Source organism: Colwellia polaris, from assembly GCF_002104515.1.
In the GTDB taxonomy this organism is placed as follows: Bacteria; Pseudomonadota; Gammaproteobacteria; order Enterobacterales; family Alteromonadaceae; genus Cognaticolwellia; species Cognaticolwellia polaris.
Genome location: NZ_NBOE01000007.1, coordinates 133,469 through 154,060, shown reverse-complemented (window position 1 = coordinate 154,060; position 20,592 = coordinate 133,469). Strand labels below are relative to the sequence as shown.

16 protein-coding genes are annotated in these 20,592 nt (G+C 37.9%); 5 read left to right on the top strand and 11 right to left on the bottom strand.

Annotation, left to right across the window (positions count from 1 at the left end; genetic code table 11):
• Positions 1-268: 268 nt before the first annotated feature.
• Positions 269-1,552 (bottom strand): lytic murein transglycosylase, encoded by a 1,284-nt coding sequence (locus B6A32_RS12605; RefSeq protein WP_085304611.1) that lies wholly within the window; start codon positions 1,550-1,552, stop codon positions 269-271.
• 264 nt (positions 1,553-1,816) lie between these two features.
• Between B6A32_RS12605 and B6A32_RS12600 the strand changes: the two genes are divergently transcribed.
• Both B6A32_RS12600 and B6A32_RS12595 read left to right on the top strand, forming a co-directional pair.
• Complete coding sequence (locus B6A32_RS12600) at positions 1,817-2,605, top strand: phytanoyl-CoA dioxygenase family protein (RefSeq protein WP_085304609.1); 789 nt, start codon at positions 1,817-1,819, stop codon at positions 2,603-2,605.
• A 322-nt stretch (positions 2,606-2,927) separates the two neighbouring features.
• Positions 2,928-3,797 carry an MYG1 family protein gene (locus tag B6A32_RS12595; RefSeq protein ID WP_085304607.1) on the top strand — a complete coding sequence of 290 codons (870 nt, stop codon included), beginning with the start codon at positions 2,928-2,930 and terminating at the stop codon, positions 3,795-3,797.
• 155 nt (positions 3,798-3,952) lie between these two features.
• On the opposite strand, the gene B6A32_RS12590 is transcribed toward B6A32_RS12595, so the two are convergent.
• The 8 genes from B6A32_RS12590 to dnaK form a co-directional block, all read right to left on the bottom strand.
• Positions 3,953-5,278, bottom strand: coding sequence for an aspartate aminotransferase family protein (locus B6A32_RS12590; RefSeq protein WP_085304595.1), 1,326 nt, complete (start codon positions 5,276-5,278; stop codon positions 3,953-3,955).
• Positions 5,279-5,882: 604 nt separating this feature from the next.
• A complete protein-coding gene (locus tag B6A32_RS12585) occupies positions 5,883-6,587 on the bottom strand; it encodes a TorF family putative porin (RefSeq protein ID WP_085304688.1) in 705 nt (234 codons plus the stop codon).
• 19 nt (positions 6,588-6,606) lie between these two features.
• Positions 6,607-7,824, bottom strand: a complete 1,218-nt coding sequence (locus tag B6A32_RS12580; RefSeq protein WP_085304593.1) for a choline transporter — start codon at positions 7,822-7,824, stop codon at positions 6,607-6,609.
• 181 nt (positions 7,825-8,005) lie between these two features.
• Positions 8,006-9,691: a choline dehydrogenase gene (gene betA, locus B6A32_RS12575; RefSeq protein ID WP_085304591.1), complete on the bottom strand. Its 1,686-nt coding sequence runs from the start codon at positions 9,689-9,691 to the stop codon at positions 8,006-8,008.
• 80 nt (positions 9,692-9,771) lie between these two features.
• Positions 9,772-11,235 carry a betaine-aldehyde dehydrogenase gene (gene betB / locus B6A32_RS12570; protein ID WP_085304589.1) on the bottom strand — a complete coding sequence of 488 codons (1,464 nt, stop codon included), beginning with the start codon at positions 11,233-11,235 and terminating at the stop codon, positions 9,772-9,774.
• Positions 11,226-11,831 carry a transcriptional regulator BetI gene (gene betI / locus B6A32_RS12565; protein ID WP_085304587.1) on the bottom strand — a complete coding sequence of 202 codons (606 nt, stop codon included), beginning with the start codon at positions 11,829-11,831 and terminating at the stop codon, positions 11,226-11,228. Before betI ends, betB begins: the two co-directional genes overlap by 10 nt.
• Positions 11,832-12,496: 665 nt before the next feature.
• A complete protein-coding gene (locus B6A32_RS12560) occupies positions 12,497-14,071 on the bottom strand; it encodes an endonuclease (protein ID WP_085304686.1) in 1,575 nt (524 codons plus the stop codon).
• Between the two features lie 394 nt (positions 14,072-14,465).
• A complete protein-coding gene (gene dnaK / locus B6A32_RS12555) occupies positions 14,466-16,367 on the bottom strand; it encodes a molecular chaperone DnaK (RefSeq protein WP_085304585.1) in 1,902 nt (633 codons plus the stop codon).
• 367 nt (positions 16,368-16,734) lie between these two features.
• Here dnaK and B6A32_RS12550 point away from each other — a divergent pair, with 367 nt between their 5' ends.
• Positions 16,735-17,499: a Crp/Fnr family transcriptional regulator gene (locus tag B6A32_RS12550; protein WP_085304583.1), complete on the top strand. Its 765-nt coding sequence runs from the start codon at positions 16,735-16,737 to the stop codon at positions 17,497-17,499.
• A gap of 128 nt (positions 17,500-17,627) precedes the next feature.
• The gene (locus B6A32_RS19575; RefSeq protein WP_085304581.1) at positions 17,628-18,095 is read left to right on the top strand and encodes a type II secretion system protein; all 468 of its coding nucleotides are present in this window, start codon (positions 17,628-17,630) and stop codon (positions 18,093-18,095) included.
• 426 nt (positions 18,096-18,521) lie between these two features.
• Here the strand turns inward: B6A32_RS19575 and B6A32_RS12540 are convergent, their stop codons facing one another.
• Positions 18,522-19,469: a DnaJ C-terminal domain-containing protein gene (locus tag B6A32_RS12540; RefSeq protein WP_085304580.1), complete on the bottom strand. Its 948-nt coding sequence runs from the start codon at positions 19,467-19,469 to the stop codon at positions 18,522-18,524.
• Positions 19,470-19,747: 278 nt separating this feature from the next.
• On the opposite strand from B6A32_RS12540, the gene B6A32_RS12535 reads away from it, so the two are divergent.
• Positions 19,748-20,020, top strand: coding sequence for a GNAT family N-acetyltransferase (locus B6A32_RS12535; protein ID WP_158088487.1), 273 nt, complete (start codon positions 19,748-19,750; stop codon positions 20,018-20,020).
• Positions 20,021-20,123: 103 nt separating this feature from the next.
• Here B6A32_RS12535 and B6A32_RS12530 read toward each other — a convergent pair whose 3' ends face one another.
• A complete protein-coding gene (locus tag B6A32_RS12530; RefSeq protein ID WP_085304576.1) occupies positions 20,124-20,591 on the bottom strand; it encodes a hypothetical protein in 468 nt (155 codons plus the stop codon).
• Position 20,592: the final 1 nt, after the last annotated feature.

Sequence of the window (20,592 nt, the reverse complement as noted above, 5' to 3'; positions counted from 1 at the left end):
TCCATGCTTAATTTGATGAGTTTGCACCTAACTAACAGCGTATTAGACAGATCAAATCCGCCTTTCCACAAGCGCAAAACCCATCTAATGAATATTTATTCAAATCAATATACATAACTTAATTTTTACATTCAATTACTTATTATCAACCATTGAATACACCTGTGTAGAAAGGCAGATTAAATCTGCCTTTCTACAATAAAGCAGGAAATACAGGTTACTGGGTGTGAATACAGCGGCTAGGTGAAATAAAAAATACTTATTTTATCTAACCTTGATAATCTATTTTCGTCGTTTTTTCTTCACTTTTATCTAGCACTGATTTAATTTTCGAAAATAAGGCTGTATTTGGGTATCCATCGGCAATAAGTTGATGTGCCAGTTGGAACGAGCGAATAGCGTCGCGACTTTTCGGCCCCCAAATGCCATCAGGTTTGCCGGTTTCAAAGCCTAATGTATTGAGTTGGCTTTGTAGGTTTTTCATCTCTTTGTAGCTAAATCTATTTTTTAGCGCTTGCTCGCCTTTTAAAAACTCAAGCCCATTAGCACCGACTAATTTATTTGCTAATAAGCCGACTGAAAGTGCATAACTTTTAGATAAGTTCCAGGTCATAATGACATTGAAATTTGGGTAGAGTAGGTAAGCAGGGCCTTTGTATCCTGAAGGAAGATAAAGCTCGGCTTGAATATCGTATGTTGATAATGCTTGATTATTCGTTGTTGTTATACCTAGTTGGCTTAAATAACTCAGTGAGTAGTATTGGTCGAAGCTCACTTTTTCGAAGGCAAAGTTTTCAGGTAACTTTACTTCTCTGCCCCAGCGTTCTTCTGGTTGCCAACCAATTTGATTTAAGTAATTTGCCGCGGTGGTAAGTGCGTCAGCTTCGCTTTGCCATATATCTACTTTGCCGTCGTTGTCGCCGTCAACAGCATATTTTAAGAAGGCTGTTGGCATAAATTGCATATGCCCCATAGCGCCAGCCCAAGAGCCTTGTAGCTGATCAACCGTTACTTTTTCTGTTTCAATTAAGGTGAAAAGGTTTAGTAGCTCTAGAGTAAAAAACTCGCTGCGACGTTGATCACATGCCAGTGTTGCCAACGAGTTAAGCACCGACATTTTACCTTTGTGTTTGCCAAAAACAGTTTCTAAGCCCCAGAACGAGACTAAATATTGTCGGGGAATACCGTATTCTTTTTCTAAACTATCAAATAATGCTTTGTTTTGTTTTAGCTTTTCTTTGCCAACGCGAACATGATAATTACTTACTCTGGCTTTAATGTATTGCTCGAACGTTTGGCTAAATTCAGGCTGCTTTTTATCTAAAGCGATTACTCGCTCAATAGGGGTAATATTATTAATTACGGTTTGCGTGATATAAGTGGAGAACCCTGTGTTCTTTGCACGCTCAGCTAAGTTTACCTTGCACTGCTGAAAATTTTCGTCAGCAATAGTTGCGTTTGCCATCATGGGTAAAAGTGCACAAGTGGTTATAAGCTTTCGGTAATTGAAAAATGTGATAATTTTTTTGACTAGGTAGTTCGATGAGGCCATGAAAAAAATATTCCTTAACTAATATTGCCGATGAATTTGAGAAATAATACGAGAGTACAATACCATGGCTAAATAATACATTGATGACAATCTTTTATTAAATATTTAATTGTTTATTTAACGGTTATTGTATTAGAAAATGTGGTTTGCACATTATTTTTCAAACGCTAGCTGGTAACAACAAAAGGAATATACTGACTAGGCATTCGTTTTTTCAAACGGTTATAATAACCACCATAAAATATCTTACGGCAAGCTTAGTTAATGTTAGAAAGTAGTAAAACATGGCAACATAATTATCAAGAACAAGGTTTCTTTGTGGTTAGAGATTATTTCAGTGCCTCAGAAATAATAGAACTTAGGGCCGTAGTGTTAAAGTTTCATCACTTGTGGCAACAAGATAATGCTAAGTTTTATCAAGAAGAAGCTTTTAACTCTTCGTTAATTACCGGTAGTGAGTACTTAGTTAGAGACGAGCGTATTTCGCTTTTTAACTTTATCAGCTCCAAGAAAGTCATGGCGGTTGTTGATGCCCTTATTGCTAATAACCCTGCGTTTATGAATACTCAATTGTTCTTTAACCCTGTTAATCCGTCGCAAAAAGATTTCTGGCATCGTGATTGCCAGTACGATCATGATCTTGAAGGACAAAAAAATGCGATTGCACAAACTCAGGTTGTGCATTTACGCGTACCACTTTTTGATGAATTAGGTATGGAGCTAGTTCCAGAAACACATAAGCGCTGGGACAACGAAGAAGAGTTTAATGTTCGCCAAGAAGAAAAAGGCAAAGTAAGTAGTGACGATTTAACTACCGGTAAGAAAATACGCTTAGCGGCAGGCGATTTATTAGTGTTTTCTGCCGATATGATCCATCGTGGGTTATATGGTTTAGACAGATTAGCGTTAGATATTTTGGTGTTTGATTCAGCAGGAGACTTTGCCGATTATGTTGATGATGACTGTTTACCCGATAGCTCGATGTTAGATGAAATTGTTGAGCCAAGGCTATTTATTAATACCCTTAATTTAAAGTTGCATAGCGAACTTTAAGAGAATTACTTTTTATATTTTGCCTATATTTTGCCTACATTTTGCCTTGCTTCGGCATTTGCTCGGTATTCATTCGGTATTCATTCGGTATAGATTAAGCGTTAGCTTACTATTAGCAAGTATAAGTTATGGATAGGCTCAATAGTGCCTTAGTCGTGTTCTGTATACGTAGGCTTAATTTACGTTATTGAAGTTTAAAGTTAGCTGTTGTTATGCGTGGTATTCAGATAGAATTCGGCACTTACTTTTTTCGCTACTTTTAAACGTAATATTTAATTCGCAGCATCTTTCTCTTTTTCTAAAACGGCATGAAACAAAATAAATGAATGATAAAACAATAGTAACTCATAATGGTAATTTTCATGCAGATGATGTGTTCAGTATCGCTGCGCTTAAAAGTATTTTTCCTGACTTTAACCTTGTACGTACACGAGATTTAGCGGTTATAGCGCAGGCTGATATTGTGATTGATGTGGGCGGTGAATATAACCCAGACACTGGCCGATTTGATCACCATCAACGTGGTGGTGCCGGTGCGCGTGAAAATGGTATTCCTTACTCATCTTTCGGTTTGATTTGGCAAAAATATGGCGTAGAAATATGCCAAGGCTCTCAAGAAGTAGCTCATTCGGTTGATGCGGGTTTAGTATCGACAATTGACGCGATTGACTGTGGTCATGTTGAAGGTGTGTCACAAGGTATTAGTCTCAGCCAAACTATTTCAATGTTTAACCCAACGTGGCAAGAAGAAAGTAATTTTGATGCTTGTTTTGATGAAGCGGTGGCATTTGCATCAAGGGTTTTAACTCGCTTTATTGCTTCTGCTAGCAGTGGCATAAATGCGAAATCAATTGTCGCTAAAGCGATTGAAAATGCAGCAGACCCAAGAGTTATTGTATTAGAAAAATACACACCGTGGAAAACAACGGTTCATACGTTATCTAAAGAAGCTTTGTATGTTATTTACCCGTCGGGCTCTGGTCCGTTTAGAATTCAAACCGTGCCTGTTGAACTTGGGTCATTTGAAGACAGAAAGCCATTGCCTAAATCATGGGCGGGTTTAGCTGATAAAGCGCTGCAAGATGTAACGGGTATTGATGACGCTATGTTTTGTCATAATGGTTTATTTATTGCTGGCGCACAATCGCTAGAAAGTACAATGAAAATGGCCGCTATAGCGCTTCAAGAATAGAAAAATGCTTTTATACCTAGTTATGTGATGTACCTAATATAGGGTATTTAGTGTGATTTATAGCTAGGTTTTATGCGTTTACCTTTTATTTTGCTCGGTAAACGCATAATTTAAAGTGGCGGTGGTTGGGCGTGAACTGAGTGCCCATTTAGCATTTACTGCGCTTTAATTGCTGCCGCCATCGATTTTTCAGCCACTAGCTCTAACCAATTTAAATCCATGGTTTGATGCGCTTCACAAATAAACCAAGGTTCACGCGAATCTGGTTCTAACATTACACCATTGTCTATTAAGTTAAGGGCGAATTGCGTGTATAAATCGCTGTTTGTTCTTTTCCAGTCACGATAGTTTTGTGGTACGTTTGTGCCAAAATGCACCCCAAACATGGCGTTAGGGCCTGCAAAACAGTGTTCAACACCAAACTTGGTAAACACACGTGAAAGTAATGTTTGAATTTTTTGGCCTACTAGGTCAATGGTTTCGAGTGCATTAGTTTCTTTAAGTAATGTTAATGTTGCTTTTGCCGCACTTAATGCCACCATGTTTGCGGTATAAGTACCGCCATGAGTAACGCCACCTTTATCAAAAGAAATAGTGTCCATTACTTCAGCTTTACCACCAAAAGCAGCAACAGGATAGCCATTACCCATAGCCTTAGCATAAGTGGTAATGTCGGCGTGTATATTATATAAAGCTTGAGCGCCACCTTTAGCTACGCGAAAACCTGTTTTTACTTCATCCATTATCAGTACAGAGCCATTGCTGTTACAAACATCGCGTAGTTTTTGCATGTAAGCTTGTGTTGATGCAATAGAGCCGCAATTACCCATAATAGGCTCAATTAAAATGGCCGCTATGTCATGACCATATTCTGCAAAAACAGCGTCTATAGCTGAAATATCGTTTAGTGGCACACTAACTTGGTGTTCGCGTGTACTTTGTGGAATACCCGCACCAAAAGGAATTATTTCTGGTGAGTTTTTATCGTCTGCATCCCAGTTATCAACGTCAGACTTCCACATAACTTCGTCATGTAAACCATGAAAACCACCTTCAACCACAACAATTTTATTGCGTTTGGTATAGCCTCTAGCAGTACGCACAGCGCCAATAACTGCTTCGGTGCCTGAATTGGCAAAGCGCATTTTATCAATGTTGGGGCAGAGTGATTTAACTAATTCAACCACATCAGAGTCAAGCCCTGTTGAAAAACCAGAAATAGTACCGACGTTAGTAATGGCGTTAATAACTTCGTTATCTACACGTTCATCACGATAACCTAATATAATTGGGCCATAGGCTAAACGAAAATCAACAAATGTTTGTTCGTCACAATCAGTAATAGTGCAACCTTGCATGCTTTTCAAAAATACGGTGTTTTCTTCACCCCAATAGCGGTAGCTGTCAGCAACGCCTAAAGGCATATTGGTGTGTGCTCGTTTAAGCATTTTGGCACTATTTGGCTTGTGTGTTTTGGTCATTATTTTTTTCCAATCTAACGGGTGTATTTTCTACATTTGGGCGGTAAATTTAATGGTGCAGATAATACAGGGATAGTTTGATGTCAGGAAGTGCTACCTTTGCTTTTTCGATACTTAATGGTGAAAAGTTACTTCTTTTTAGGGAAAGTTTTCAAGTAAAGCTTTTATGTAAACTTTCTAAGCAAGATTTTATCTATGATTTAACCCAATGCTTTTTTTATTTTATGTCATTAAGGTAATTGCTAAGGGTTACTTTTTACAGGTGAATTAGTAAATAACCTGAACTCTGGATAACTGGATAAGCACCACTTGCTCAATGCTCCTTTTTAATGCAGATAATTGCATAAAATGAAGCATTGATGGTGTCTATTCGTAATGTGCACCTTGCTATAGCATTTACTTTACCACCTAAACTCTTGATTCACTTGAGTATCAAACACTCATTATCCAGAGTTCAGGTTAAATAAAAAAGCGCCCTTACATACGATATGTAAGGGCGCTTGTATGCAAATGTGCGACTAATATTTAAGTTTGGCCATTCATATTATTAGCCTAATGTTTATAGGCCTGGATATTATTAACCTGGCTCTTAACAATTAGCGCCTTATAAATCAAAGGTACGAGATACAGATAAAATAATGCGTGAATCTGCACTATCAATATTCATATTCGTGTCTTCAACAGCAAGGTTAAAATCAAAACCTTCATAGCTAGTCATGTATTCAAGACGAACGTGGTTGTATGACTTATTGCCGTTCCACGCCCATTTGTTTACATCATTTGACGTTGAGCGGTCAAAACTTGCTCTAATGTTATGGCCTGGTGTTACTTCAAAGGTATGAGCAATCATTGTTATATAGTGACCAGCATCAAGCCCGAAATAATCCCAGCTGTACCAAAAGTTTAATTCTGTATCACCCAAAGATGAATTATAACTAAACTTGGCATATGCCTCTGGATAATTATAAGTATCTGAAGCTGAGTCGCCATGATAGGTATAGTAAGCAATACCGGCATCTAGGCCAATTTTTTCTTCAAGCTGAAAAAATTTCCCTGCGTATGCGTCTAATTCAAGATTGGTGTCTTCACCGCTACCAAAGTCAACCGTAGACGCCCAAACACCGGCGTAAAAACCGTCAGTGCCAGCGTAATCTAGACTTGCTTGTAATGCGGGATCGTTACCCGTTTGGCTTACACCATTAAAGGTGTAGTCAGAGGTTACGTTTACGGTGGTAGATACGTCAGCTAATGCAGCTGATGAAGCTGCTAGCAAACTACATGTTGCTAGGGCAATAAGATTGCTTTTCATTACTTGTATTCCCATTTTATTATGTCACTTGTTCTAATTTAGTAAAATCAATTTTATTTTCTTTTGGTGAACTTTCTATTGCCGCTACTTCGTTAAATTTTCTGAAAATAATATAACCAAAGCAAGAGAAAAATAGCCCAATAACTAATGCGCCAACCCATTGAATTGCTAGAAAATCTAATTTAAATAGTAAGGTAAGCAAACTTAAGGCAACAAGATTACCTAAGAAATATTTAACTTTACCGATACGGGTTACCCCTATGTTCAAATTATCAGTATATAAACGGATCAGTGAATCTAGCGAGTTAACTACAAAGGTAATACCAACCAATACCATGGCAATATTATAGAACCCTGTAGTTTCTATAGTATTCATGCTGTAGTAATACAATACGCTGAACCATAATGCGATCGGAATAGACGGAAATATCAACATAGCCAATAGCACTTGATAAGTACGTAAACCACCAACAAAACGTGATGTAAATTGGCCGATCATAATGCTCCATGCAAACCACCAGTAAAGATAGAATTCATGATAAGCATTCATTGGCAGAACAAACTCGTGAATGTTACCGAAGTAGCCGCCTAACAGAGAAAAGGTAGTGGCAAATTGACCGATGTTCGAGCTTTCACCTAAAAATGCACCGCCCCACATCACGGCAATTAATGCGATAAAAAGCCAAGTGGTTGCTAGGCTTAAAATGCGTACATAACGTATATTGGTACTTGAATATACCGCAAAGGCAATAACGAATAATACGATTAAGTAGAAGCTACCGATAACAGATTCACCATCACCAAGCTCTGGCATATACCAAGGTAAGTTAGACAGTAATAAATAAGCCGTAAATGCACAGGTACCTATTATGACAACATTATTAATGAATTTTACCAGCGGAATTTCAAAGAACTTTACGCGTGGCTCAATAACACAAAAATAAAAACAAGTAAGGAAGTAAAAACTCCAGATAAGAAAAGCCCAAAAACCAAACTCTATTGCTAGCGGGTTAGTAAACCCGTATTCAGGGCTGGAGGCTAAGTCTGCGTAGCCTGCAAACTCAGTTAATGGGAACATAATAAGCCCCACATCGAGTCCTGAAGTAAATAGAATAGCAATAAAGGTGAAGGTTTTAACCGGTGTTACACCAACACAGCGAATATTTCCCCATCGATATAAAATGAATGCGATAGCTAAAAAAGTAAATAATATTCCGCCAGATAACCATGCAGTCATGACAATTTCCTCGTAAAGTTTTTAAACAATTTAAAGATAAATTAACTCCTATTTTTTCTTATAATTATAGTGATTATTTCTAGGCGATGAAGCTTAAACATTAATCGTTGCCATGGTCTATGGCGAGGTATAAACCATGGCGATAATCATTAATGTTTGAAATAACACTGGCGATAAAACATTATTTTGTTGTGCGTTTTGGTGCATTTGAACGTTGTTGTTCTTGCCAGTTAGCTGCTAGCGTAACGTCTGCGTTAGCTGGCGCTAATAGCGTTCGTTTGCGAATAATATCAGCAGCACGTTCAGCAACCATAATGGTGGGTGAATTGAGATTACCATTAGGAATTGTTGGAAATATTGACGAATCAACCACTCTTAATCCTTCAATGCCATGAACGCGTGTTTGTGGGTCTACCACTGACATTGCGTCTGTACCCATTTTACATGAGCAAGAAGGGTGGTAAGCACTTTCAACAGATTGACGTACAAAAGAGTCGATTTCTTCATCTGTTTGTACTTCAATACCTGGCTGAATTTCTTCACCACGAAATGCATCAAGTGCTGGCTGGTTAATAATTTCACGCGTTAGGCGAACACAAGCACGAAATCCTTCACGGTCTTCTTCGTGCTCAAGGTAGTTAAATCTAATTTCTGGGTGCGCTTTAGGATCGTTAGAAATAGCTTTGATCTGCCCACGACTTTTAGGTTTATTGTGCCCAACATGTACTTGAAACCCGTGACCGGCAAACGCTTCTTTACCGTCATATCGCATTGCCGCCGGTAAAAAGTGATATTGAAGATCTGGCCATTCAACACTGGCTTTTGAGCGAATAAAGCCACAAGATTCAAAATGGTTAGTTGAACCTAAGCCTTTTTTGCTTAATATCCAGCGAGTGCCTATGAGTAATTTACTCCACCAATCTAACTTACCATTGAGTGTAATTGGCTGCTTGCACTTAAATTGAAAATAAAACTCTAGGTGATCTTGTAAGTTTTCACCTACGCCGGGTAAATCGTGTTTTACTTCAATATTTGCGGCTTCAAGCACAGCTTTAGGGCCAATACCTGACAATTGTAATATATGCGGTGAACCGATAGAGCCAGCAGATAAAATAACTTCTTTATTTGCTGCAACATCAATTATTTTACCTTTATGTTCGTACTTAACGCCGACAGCTTTTTTACCTTCAAGAATAACTTTATGTACCAAAGCATGTGTAATAACCGTTAAGTTATTACGCGACATTGCTGGTCGTAAATATGCATTTGCGGTAGAAGCGCGCACACCGTTATTAACCGTCATGTGCATTGGGCCAAAACCTTCCTGTTGCGCGGCATTATAGTCTTGCGTTTCAAAATAACCCGCTTCAACTCCGGCATTAATAAATGCTTTATAAAGCGGGTTTTTCATTTCATTGCCGTTGTTTACGCCTAATGGACCGCCTTTTGCGCGATACTCATTAGCACTAAATGCCCAGTCTTCAGATTTTTTAAAATAGGGTAAGCAATGGTCGTAATCCCAGTCTTGGGCACCATGTTGCTGCCATTCATCAAAATCTTTTGCATGTCCACGTACATAAACCATGCCGTTAATTGAAGAAGAACCGCCTAATACTTTCCCTCTAGGGCAGTGCATGCGTCGATTATCTAGAAACGGCTCTGGCTGGCTTTCAAATTGCCAAGCGTATTTTTTTGAATTCATCGGAATAGACAAGGCCGTTGGCATTTGAATAAAAATACTTTTATTGCTGCCACCTGTTTCAATCAGTAATACGTTGTTATTACTGTCTTCACTTAGACGATTTGCTAAAACACAACCCGCAGATCCTGCGCCAACAATAATGTAATCAAATTTTTCACTTTTCATTTAAAACCTTTAAAATAATTTAGTACATGAAGACTTTTTACAGCCAAACTAGCGAACAACAAACTGAGTTGTTCTATTGGTTAAAAAGGGCTGTCGAGAGGCTGTAACCCAACATAAATTGCTTTTATTTGAGTGTAATGGTTCAGTGTAGCAAGGCCATTTTCTCTACCAATACCTGACTGTTTATAACCACCAACAGGCATTTGAGCTGGTGATGCACCATAGCTATTGATCCAACAAATACCGGCTTGCATTTGATGAACAACGCGGTGTGCACGGGTAATATCTTGAGTAAATACACCGGCGGCTAAACCAAACTCTGTAGCATTGGCTCGGCTGATCACTTCCTCTTCATCAGTAAATGTTAGTACACTCATTACTGGGCCGAAAATTTCTTCACGACAAATGGTCATTTCGTCAGTACAGTCACCAAAAATAGTAGGCGCAACAAAATAACCGTTTGGCGAACTTTCTGGTTGTAACGCTTTGCCACCATGAAGCAGAGTTGCGCCTTCTTTAACGCCAATATCAATGTAACTTTCTACTAATTTTTTGTGTTTAGCTGAAATTAGTGCACCAAAGTTTGTGTTAGGGTCCATAGGATCGCCCGCAACAATATTATTTTTAGTACGCTCAAGCAGTTTTTCAATAAAGGTTGGATATAGTGATTCTTGAACGAATACGCGAGTACCGTTTGTACAAACTTCGCCTTGGGTATAAAAATTACCTAACATGGCGGCAGAAACGGCATTATCGATATCGGCATCATCAAAAATAATCAGCGGTGATTTACCGCCGAGTTCCATAGTGACATCTTTAAGTGAGCTTGCAGCTGCAGCCATAACTTTTTTGCCAGTTCCTACTTCACCAGTAAATGAAACTTTAGCAATTTCTGGATGATGTGTTAACCAAGCACCTACTTCACCCGCGCCTTGCACAACGTTAAATACGCCGTTAGGTAAGCCTGCTTCGGTAAATATTTCGGCTAATTTTAATGCGCCAAGTGGCGTTTCTTCAGAAGGTTTAAAAATCATTACATTACCGCAAGCTAATGCAGGAGCAGCTTTCCAGCAAGCAATTTGTAATGGGTAGTTCCAAGCACCAATGCCTGCGCAAATACCTAAAGGTTCACGACGGGTATAGTAAAAATCACCATCAACAGCTTGTTGATTACCTTCAATACCAGGTGCTAGCCCAGCAAAAAATTCGATTGAATCAGCGCCTGATAATACATCAACTACTGAAGCTTCTTGCCATGGCTTGCCAGTATCAAGAACTTCAATTTTGGCTAATTCTTCATTGCGTTCATGTAATAACGCAACAGCTTTAAGCAAAATTCGGCTACGTTCAGTAGCGCTCATTGCAGACCAAGTTTCAAAACCAAGCTTCGCGCTGGCGATAGCTTTTTCTTGAACTTGTGCATCGGCAACTTCAACTTGATAAATAACCTTTCCTGTAGCGGGGTTAATCACATCAAATGTTTCACCACTGGCATTATCTATATAAGTACCATCGACATAATTTTTATAACATATTAATGACAAGTAATATCTCCATATTGTTTAATTTGTTCGTCTACAAAGCTTTTACATAGTTGTTCAGCTTTGATGAATTCTTCTTCAGGCGAAGAACTTAAGGCACAGCGTAACCATAAGCCATCAATCATCGCTGCGGTTTTTTGAGATGCCATTATGGCAACATCTTCTGCTAATAACTGACGATATGAAAAAAGCAGATTGCTATATAAACGCTTACTATTGATATTTTGTAATCTTTTCAGCTTTGGATCATGCATTGACTCTGCCCAAAAACTCAGCCACGTTTTTATGGTTGGAGTAGAGCGCTGAAATGAGGTGAAATTTGCCTCGATAATCATATTGAGTCGTTCAGCAGCATTAAGTTTTTTTGGCGACACACGTTCAAGTAAAACTACTTTTAATTGCTCTAAAAGGTGCATTATTGTTGCTTCTATTAGGCCTTGTTTACCTCCAAAATAGTGACTAATAATGCCAGAGGATAACCCCGCAATTCTACTGATGGTTATAATGGTTGTACTTTGTAATCCATGTTCACCAATAGACGCTAAGGTTGCATCAATTAACTGTAGTTTACGTAGAGATTTTACTCCAACTTTAGGCATATTATGGTTTCTTTTTTATTGATTGAACGTTCAATTAATTTTTATTCTAATGGTTTTTGATGGAATTATCAACTCAGCTTTAAAAGCTGACCTTAGCGGAATGAACCTGGAAATAAGCTTTTCTTTGTATTGAATATACGTTATGGGCGAGTATTGAACGCTATTAATTAAATTATAAAAAGGTAATTAAAGGTTAGTGGTCTAACTATATTTTTACCGTGGACTGATAATCGTGTTGTTGTTTAATTTATGAATTAGAGGCCTAAAAAAGACTTAACAAAAAATAATCGAATTTATTCGAGGGAAAGGGATAGTCAAGCTGTAGTGAAGTTGATGATTAAATATTGATGGACATATCTATCGTCATTGCTAGCCAATTACAATTTAGTTTGCCACTCTAAAATGTTTAAGTTTTTATAAGCAATGGTGAAACGTGGATCATTAAATTTATCTGAAGGAGGGATAGTTTCTAGAACAATATCTGCCATTATTCTCTGATCACTTTTGAATTAGATTGAGGCTCATTATTGTCGTTGAAGTTATTATGAATCGCTTGATAATTGTTAAAGTGTACCTGACCCCACATAATAACTTTAAAATTGTGAGCGAAAATAGGAAGTAAACGAAATGGTGACTTTCGCACCATTTCGTTTACTAGGAGGTTGTTAATTAACTGTCCAAATTCTTTCTACATATTCAGGGTGGTCAACAAATGGGTTGCGATTACCTTGATGTAAATAAGCCGCTTCATTTCGGTCAATTTCTTTCTGACTAACGGGGTCATTTGCATGCCAGCGCAGCAACATATTTAACTGCCATGTTTCAAACACTTTATTGCTGCTACCATCTAATATTGCATTGCCGTAAGTGCTATTAGTTTGCCAAGATGAAATAACGTTTTGATAGCGAGTTGCCATATAAAGTTGAGCGCGTGCTAAATCACCTTTGAATTCATCAATAGGTTCGAATACGGTGCCGTTATAACCGAGTGCAGACGTTGCCGAGCCTAGTTTACTATTGTTGGTCGATGTAAAGGTGGCGCTCGCTACTTCACCGTATGGAAAGCCACTTCGCTTAGCATTTACAAAACCATCGGTAGCGAAAATATGATGAATGTCTGAATTCATCGGCTCTATTTTGCCTCCAAACCAGCTTTTTGGAAATGAATGTTCACGGTTGTAACAATCACCTTCGCCGCTATAAGAGCCACATTGATTGGTAACTTTTGTATAAGAATAACTGTCGCTACCGAAAGGCTTTTCAGAGTATATATCTAAAACTGTACCGTCGTTATCATAATAGGTATCTAATGAATGATTAGCGTAGAAGGTCCAGATTGCGCCATAGCCTTGAGCGGTGTGATTTTTAATTAGATTGTGTAAAGCGGTTTTAAGGCTGTAGCCGCTTTGCGTTGTAATCCCTTGATAATAAGTACCTGGATTACCACCACTAGTGCCGCCACCAGTATTGCCAAGTGTGAAGGTTTTATTTTCTGTTTGAGTAAACGTACCACCTGAAACAAGTGAAGTACCTGCAAGCGAGATATCATAAGAGCCGTTACCATAAGTACAGCAAATTCCATCGCCATAGCTATCGTTTATAGTGAAAGTATAATCGCCATCGGTTAAGCAAATGTTTTCGCTATAACTAGTAGAATTAGTTAAATTACTGCCACTGGCTTGCTCTATATTGCTACTGTTTTTTATTGACCAACTGGTTTCATAGCCATATTGATCTGTGGTTAAGCTAAAGGTGATTTCATCGCCTGAACAGCCAGTACCGCCGCCTGTGCCTGCACTTGCAGTGGGTTCAAAGTCATCAACATAAACGGTTTCAGAGCCGTCGAAGCCTGTGGTGTCATAAAAGCGCAAGCCAACTGCTATTTCTTTTGTGGTGCTGGCTGAGTATGTATAACTAACTTGTTGCCATTGATTAACTAAATTAGGATCTGAATAACCTCGATAACCGTCAGCGAAAAGTCTAGCTTTAACACCTCCTTCGGTATGATAAACCCAAACAGAAAAATCATAATTTTGGCCTGCGGTTACGGCTATATTTTGTAAAAAATCGGTTGAGCCTTGTGTTGCGGTATTAACCGAAATAGCGGCAGAGCTTGTGCCAGTTTTTATCGTATTGGTGTTTTGGCTAACGCTGATGCCCGTGTCTACAGTTGTCCAATTGTTGGCACTTGCATTTGACCAAGCTTCGAAATTACCATTAAGTACATCAGCATTTGCCATAAAGCTAAGGCTACTGAGTAGAGTAAGTATTAATTTTTTATTATGTTTCAAAGAATGTTCCTTCTTTTTATTATGCTTGCAATACAGAGTAAGATAAGTCACTCGTTAGATCACAAAATTATATAACCAAATAGTTAAGTCTTTAATTTCAACTGTTTGTTGTAGTGTGTTTACAAATTGTTACATTTGAAGCAGTACGCATATTGCCTACAATTTGTAGACCATTAATAGTGATAGTTTTACTTAGGATAATGAGGTGTAGGGTTTAGTTGACTAACTGGTTTGTTTTTATTGGGAAAATTTAATAAAAAACCCTGACAATAAATGTCAGGGTTTTTTCGTTAGCACTTTTTTATGAATATTTAATGGTGTAAATTTAGTGCATTGTTAGTATTTAACCGTTACTAACTTCTTCAAAGTCTGCATCAATAACATCCCCTTGGTGAGCTTCATCATTAGCAGCATTTCCTTGTGGTTGTTCTGCTTGCTGTGATTGCGCTTGTTGAGCTTGCATCATACTAGTGTAAGCTTCTTGTAATGCTTTTTGTCGCATTTCAATTGCGCCTTTGTCATCACCATTAACCGCCATTTTCAGTTGCTCGATTAAGGTGTTAAGCTCGCCTTGTTGTTCCTCACTTAACGTGTTCATCGACGTTTGTACGGTATGAATTAATTGATCCGCTTGGTTACGTTGCTCAACTAACTCACGCTTTTTCTTATCTTCAGTTGCATGCATTTCTGCATCGTTCACCATACGGTTCACTTCATCTTCAGTTAAGCCACTTGAGGCAGTTATTTTAATACTTTGCTCTTTACCTGTTGCTTTGTCTTTCGCGGTAACATTTAAAATACCATCGGCGTCAATATCAAAAGTAACTTCAACTTGAACCGTGCCGCGTGGGCCAGGGTTAATATCAGTTAAGTTAAATTGCCCTAACGATTTATTATCTGTTGCCATTTCACGCTGGCCTTGCAGTACATGTACCGTTACCGCTGCTTGATTATCTTCAGCTGTGGCAAACGTTTCAGATGCACGAGTAGGTATCGTGGTATTTTTATCAATAAGCTTAGTCATAACTCCGCCTAAGGTTTCAATACCTAATGATAATGGCGTTACATCGAGCAATAACACATCGCCAACGGTTCCTGACAACACGCCTGCTTGAATTGCAGCACCCATAGCAACGGCTTCATCTGGGTTTACATCTTTACGTGGTTCTTTACCAAAAAAGTCTTTTACGGCTGCTTGCACTTTTGGCATACGAGATTGGCCGCCCACTAAAATTACTTCGCTGATATCGCCTTTACTTAAACCCGCATCTTTTAATGCTTGCTCACAAGGGGCAATAGTACTTTTTACTAGGTCATCAACCAACGACTCTAACTTAGCGCGAGTAACTTGTATTTTTAAATGTTTTGGCCCACTAGCATCAGCGGTAACGTAAGGTAAGTTAACGTCGGTTTGTAATGCTGATGACAACTCGATCTTCGCTTTTTCAGCCGCTTCTTTAATGCGCTGTAAAGCTAAAGGATCTTGTTTAATATCAATACCATTTTCTTTTTTGAACTCATCAGCTAGGTAATTTATTAAGCGTAAATCAAAATCTTCACCACCTAAAAAGGTATCACCATTGGTTGCTAATACTTCAAATTGTTTTTCACCGTCAACATTGGCTATTTCAATAATAGACACGTCGAAGGTACCGCCGCCTAAGTCATAAACTGCTACTTTTTGGTCAGCTTTACTGTTTTTGTCAACACCGTATGCTAATGCTGCCGCTGTTGGCTCATTAATAATACGTTTAACATTAAGCCCTGCAATTTTACCCGCATCTTTGGTTGCTTGACGTTGTGAATCATTAAAGTAAGCCGGTACGGTAATTACGGCATCGGTTACGGTTTCACCTAAGTAGGCTTCTGCGTCTTTTTTCAACTTACGTAAAATTTGTGCTGACACTTCTTGTGGTGATAACGCTTTGCCGTTTACTTCAACCCAAGCATCACCATTTTTAGCTTTTACAATTTTATAAGGCGCTAATTTAATATCTTTTTGTACTTCTTTATCTTCAAATTTTCGACCAATTAAACGTTTTATAGCAAATAACGTGTTAGCCGAGTTAGTTACTGCTTGTCTTTTTGCTGGCTGACCAGCTAATGTTTCGTTGTTAGCATAAGCAACAATCGATGGTGTAGTTCGGCTACCTTCTGAGTTTTCTATAATTTTTGCAACGCCGCCTTCCATAACTGCAACACATGAGTTTGTTGTACCTAAATCAATACCAATAGTCTTAGACATAATAATCACCTATTTTAAACTTCGTAAAAGGTCTGATGCTTAAGGCTATTTCCCAGTAAGCAATTTGACCATATAAACAAACTTGTATTAATGGTTTAATGCAAGCTGGTTGGTTAGTGGGGCTATAATACGTAACTAGGGGAAATGCTTCTGTCACAAATATGACAGTTGTAATGATTTAATATTTTTTATAATTAATGACGCCGTACTGAACTTATCGGCTGCTTAAACTGTTCTTTAAATAATGCTGTTGTTATTCATGTTTTTTAGGTTACTCACATAAACCTGAAGATTAATTTTTGCTATATAGCTACAACTCAGTAAAATAAAATTACTCGTTTACGCCAAAGCTTAAATCACACTCCTTATGAAGAAAGATGTTACGCATTTACCCCATAAAGCCAGCCCAGTGTTAGTTAAACAAGCTAATATTTTTGCCGACTTACCGACCAAGTTAATTGAAGACTTTCAACAAGAGTTTCAACTTGATGAATGGCAAAAAGGTGATTACTTTAACTCGCAGCTATTAACTCAGCGCTTTTATGTTTTGCTTGAAGGGAGTGTAGAGATCAAGCAAAGTAATCCCGAAACTGGCAGAGAAGCAACCGTAGACATGCTTTATGCTGGCGATTGCTTTGATTTAATTGTGTTATTAGATAACCAGCCTCACGAGGTGATAGTCTCTCCTTTAACAAAGGTTAAATTATTATCAGTTAAACTCGCTACTATGCGAGATTGGCTGTGGACTTATCCCGAATTTAATCAGCAGTTTATGCCTTATTTAGCACAAAAAATGCGTGAAAAAGAGCAACAAGCGAGTAGTTTAGTTTTACATGATGTAACTACGCGTTTAAGCCGTATTATTCTAGAGCATATTAATAAAATTAAATTTTACACGGGGGCAAAATCTCAAGAACATCAACATCATTTAGTCAATGGCTTAAATGATGAAACCTTGGCGAGAATGAGTGGGTCGGTGAGGCAAGTGATTAACAAGCAATTACAGCTTTGGAAGAAACAAGATATTATAGATAAAAAACGCAATCAATTGGTAATCAAAGATTTAGAAGCTCTAGAAAAAGAGGCAAAATATACTCAAACCTTAGCTAACGCGCCGTCGGTTAAACGTTAGTCAAATATGTAACGTTTTTATTACGAACGAATAAATAGCCTTCACACTGATTAGAGTGACAATATTTTCATTAAAAATAGAGAGATGTTAAGTTACGCGAAAATTCTATTATAGAGAAAAGTTGTCCTATGAAGAAACAGTCCGGTTTCACATTGATCGAATTGGTTGTTGTAATTATTATACTGGGAATTTTATCCGCTACGGCATTACCTAAATTTATAAACCTGCAAGATGATGCAAGACAAGCGGTAATGAATGGCCTTAAAGCCTCGTTGCAGGGAGCATCTAATTTAACTTACACAAAAGCAATTATTGAAGGTCTTGGTGACTCTTTTGATGAAGAGCTCGAATCAGGTATCAGAATTCGATATGGTTATCCATTTGCTACGCAGGAAAATTTAAAAAAAGTGCTTAACTTTACTGAAGATGAATTTAAGTTAACCGGTTCAAACCCCGCTATTACTTTCACACTGACAAAAGACACTGAAGATTTGAGCACAAGCGAAATTGACAGTGCAGATGTTTGTAAACTCGTGTATACCCGAGCAGATAAGGGTGAACGTCCCGATATCACAATCTCTGGTTGTGTTGATTAAATATAGAGTCCTTATCGCATTGGCTGTTTAATGCATAAAATAAAGCGCGATATTATTACCATAAGTGGCAAAAATATCGCGTTTCAATTCAAGCAAGTCAATTTCTACTAACGTTTTATCTTTATCTTTATCTTTGTCTGAAGTCACATTACATATAAAAGTTTAGTTAAAGGCTTACGGATGTTGAGTACTTAACCTGAACTCTGGATAATGAGTGCTTGATACTCAAGTGAATCAAAAGCTTAGGTGGTAAAGTAAATGCTATAGCAAGGTGAACATCACGAATTTACACCATCAATGCTTCATTTTATGCCATTTCCAAGGCAAAACGTTTATGAATAGCAGGCTATTTATCGACGTTTTAACACAGGTAATGGCTTAAAAGGGAGGATTGAGCAAGTACTGCTTATCCAGAGTTCAGGTTACTTAAGTTTTACTTTCATTATTTGCTTTCGTTTCTATTGTTTTTAACTTTTGATAAAGAGCTTCCTCTTCTGTTGAAAGCGTTTTAGGGAAAACAATTTTCAGTTTAACAAAAAAATCTCCCGCAACTTTACATGGTAGTCCACGGCCTTTTAATCGCATTTTACTGCCACTACTGATCAACTTTGGCAAGCTTAAATCAATATTACCTGTGGGTGTTGGCACAATTACTTTTTCACCTAACGCGGCTTGCCATGGGCTAATGCTAACTTCTGTTATAACATCAGCGCCTTCAATAACATATAGTGGGTTTGGATTGAAAGCCACTTCAAGGTATAAGTCGCCATTTGGCGCGCCGCCAATACCTGCTTGTCCTTGCTTTTGTAACCGTATTTTTTGACCAGGCTTAATCCCTTTAGGAATACTCACTTTTAATGTTCGATCTTTAGCTTGCGCTCTACCTTGCGGGTTCACCACTTGGTCTTGCAGCGAAAAGTTACGGGTTGCTCCAGTGTAAGCGTCTTCAATATTGATCAAAATTTTTGTGTTACTGTCTTTTCCTTTCATCGGTCGTCGGCCACCTGATGCTTGTTGTCCTTTGCCGAAACCACCACCAAATAAAGACTCGAAAAAATCACTAAAATCGCCTTGGCTACCAGCATTGAAATTTCCGTTGCCTTGTTGATATTGGTTTTGCCAACTTGGCGGTGGCGTAAAGCCAGATTGGCCTGCCTTCCAATTGCTGCCGAGTTGATCATAAGCGGCACGTTTTTCTTTATCGCGTAATACTTCGTAAGCTTCGTTGATATCTTTGAAGCGAGTTTCTGCATCTTTTTCTTTACTTACATCTGGGTGAAACTTACGTGCTAGTTTCCGATATGAGGTTTTAATTTCATCTTGGGTAGCCGTTTTATCAACAGCCATGATCTTATAGTAATCTTTATAATTCATACTGATCTCTTGCATATACACTGCAGATAATTAATGTCATTAGTTTTGTATATCTTTTATATAGTTGTGATAAAAAGCGTTGATGATTATTAAATTCGAACGAGGGATCACCAACGAATAATTTGAGTAAATCCTATTTGGTATTCTGAGCATAAATACATAGGAAAATAACTCATGTTAACAATACGACACTAGCAACGAATTATGACATGTACTTGTTAATATTTCGTGCTATTTTCAGAAGTAAAGTTAACCCTGTCGATTTCAACGGAGAAATTATGGCCACATTAATACATAACTCAAAAGACTCTAAATATGAATTCCATATTGATGAACATATTGCTTATATAACATACGATGATCAAAATGGAAAAATGCATTTAACGCATACCGTTGTACCTGAGGCACTTTCAGGTAAAGGGCTAGCTAAAACTCTTTTAGAGGCGGTACTCGAACAGATTAAAAAAGATAATAAAAAAGCTGTGGCTGATTGTTCGTATATTGTGAATTATCAGCAGAAACACCCTGAAAAAAGCCATTTATTTGCATAATTATAAGTAACCTGAACTCATTATCCAGCGTTCAGGTTAAGTAATAAATGAGGTTGATAAAGTTATAACGGCTAACTTTCTATTGGATATATTACGTTAGAATTTAAAAATTAAACTTAACAGATTTAAAAATGCGCTCAGCCTCTTCAGCTTTCAACGTATCTTTATACTCTAACAGCATAGAGAATCTATCATTACCTGCTATTTTCTCTATGGTGAGTGCTATGGTATTTTTAAAGGTAAGTACTTTTCCTTTATAACCATCAACCATTATTGGTGCTGAGTTAGCCGATGTTAGTTCGCGAAATGTTGATGCATATAGCCCTAAATCATAATGCAAAACAGTTTTATTATTCTCTAACTGTCCGGCAAGCGAGTCAATTGCTTGTACGCTAGCAGGTTTTAAACTTGCAGGGTGCTCAAAACACAGTCGTTTACTTGGACAATACTCAATCCAACTCTCTATTTCAGTTTGCTCATAGCTATTCGCTGAGCTTGTATATAATAAGGCAGACAATACAGTAAATAAAACGCACTTTAGAATTTGCATAACAGTCCTGCTATTTAACATA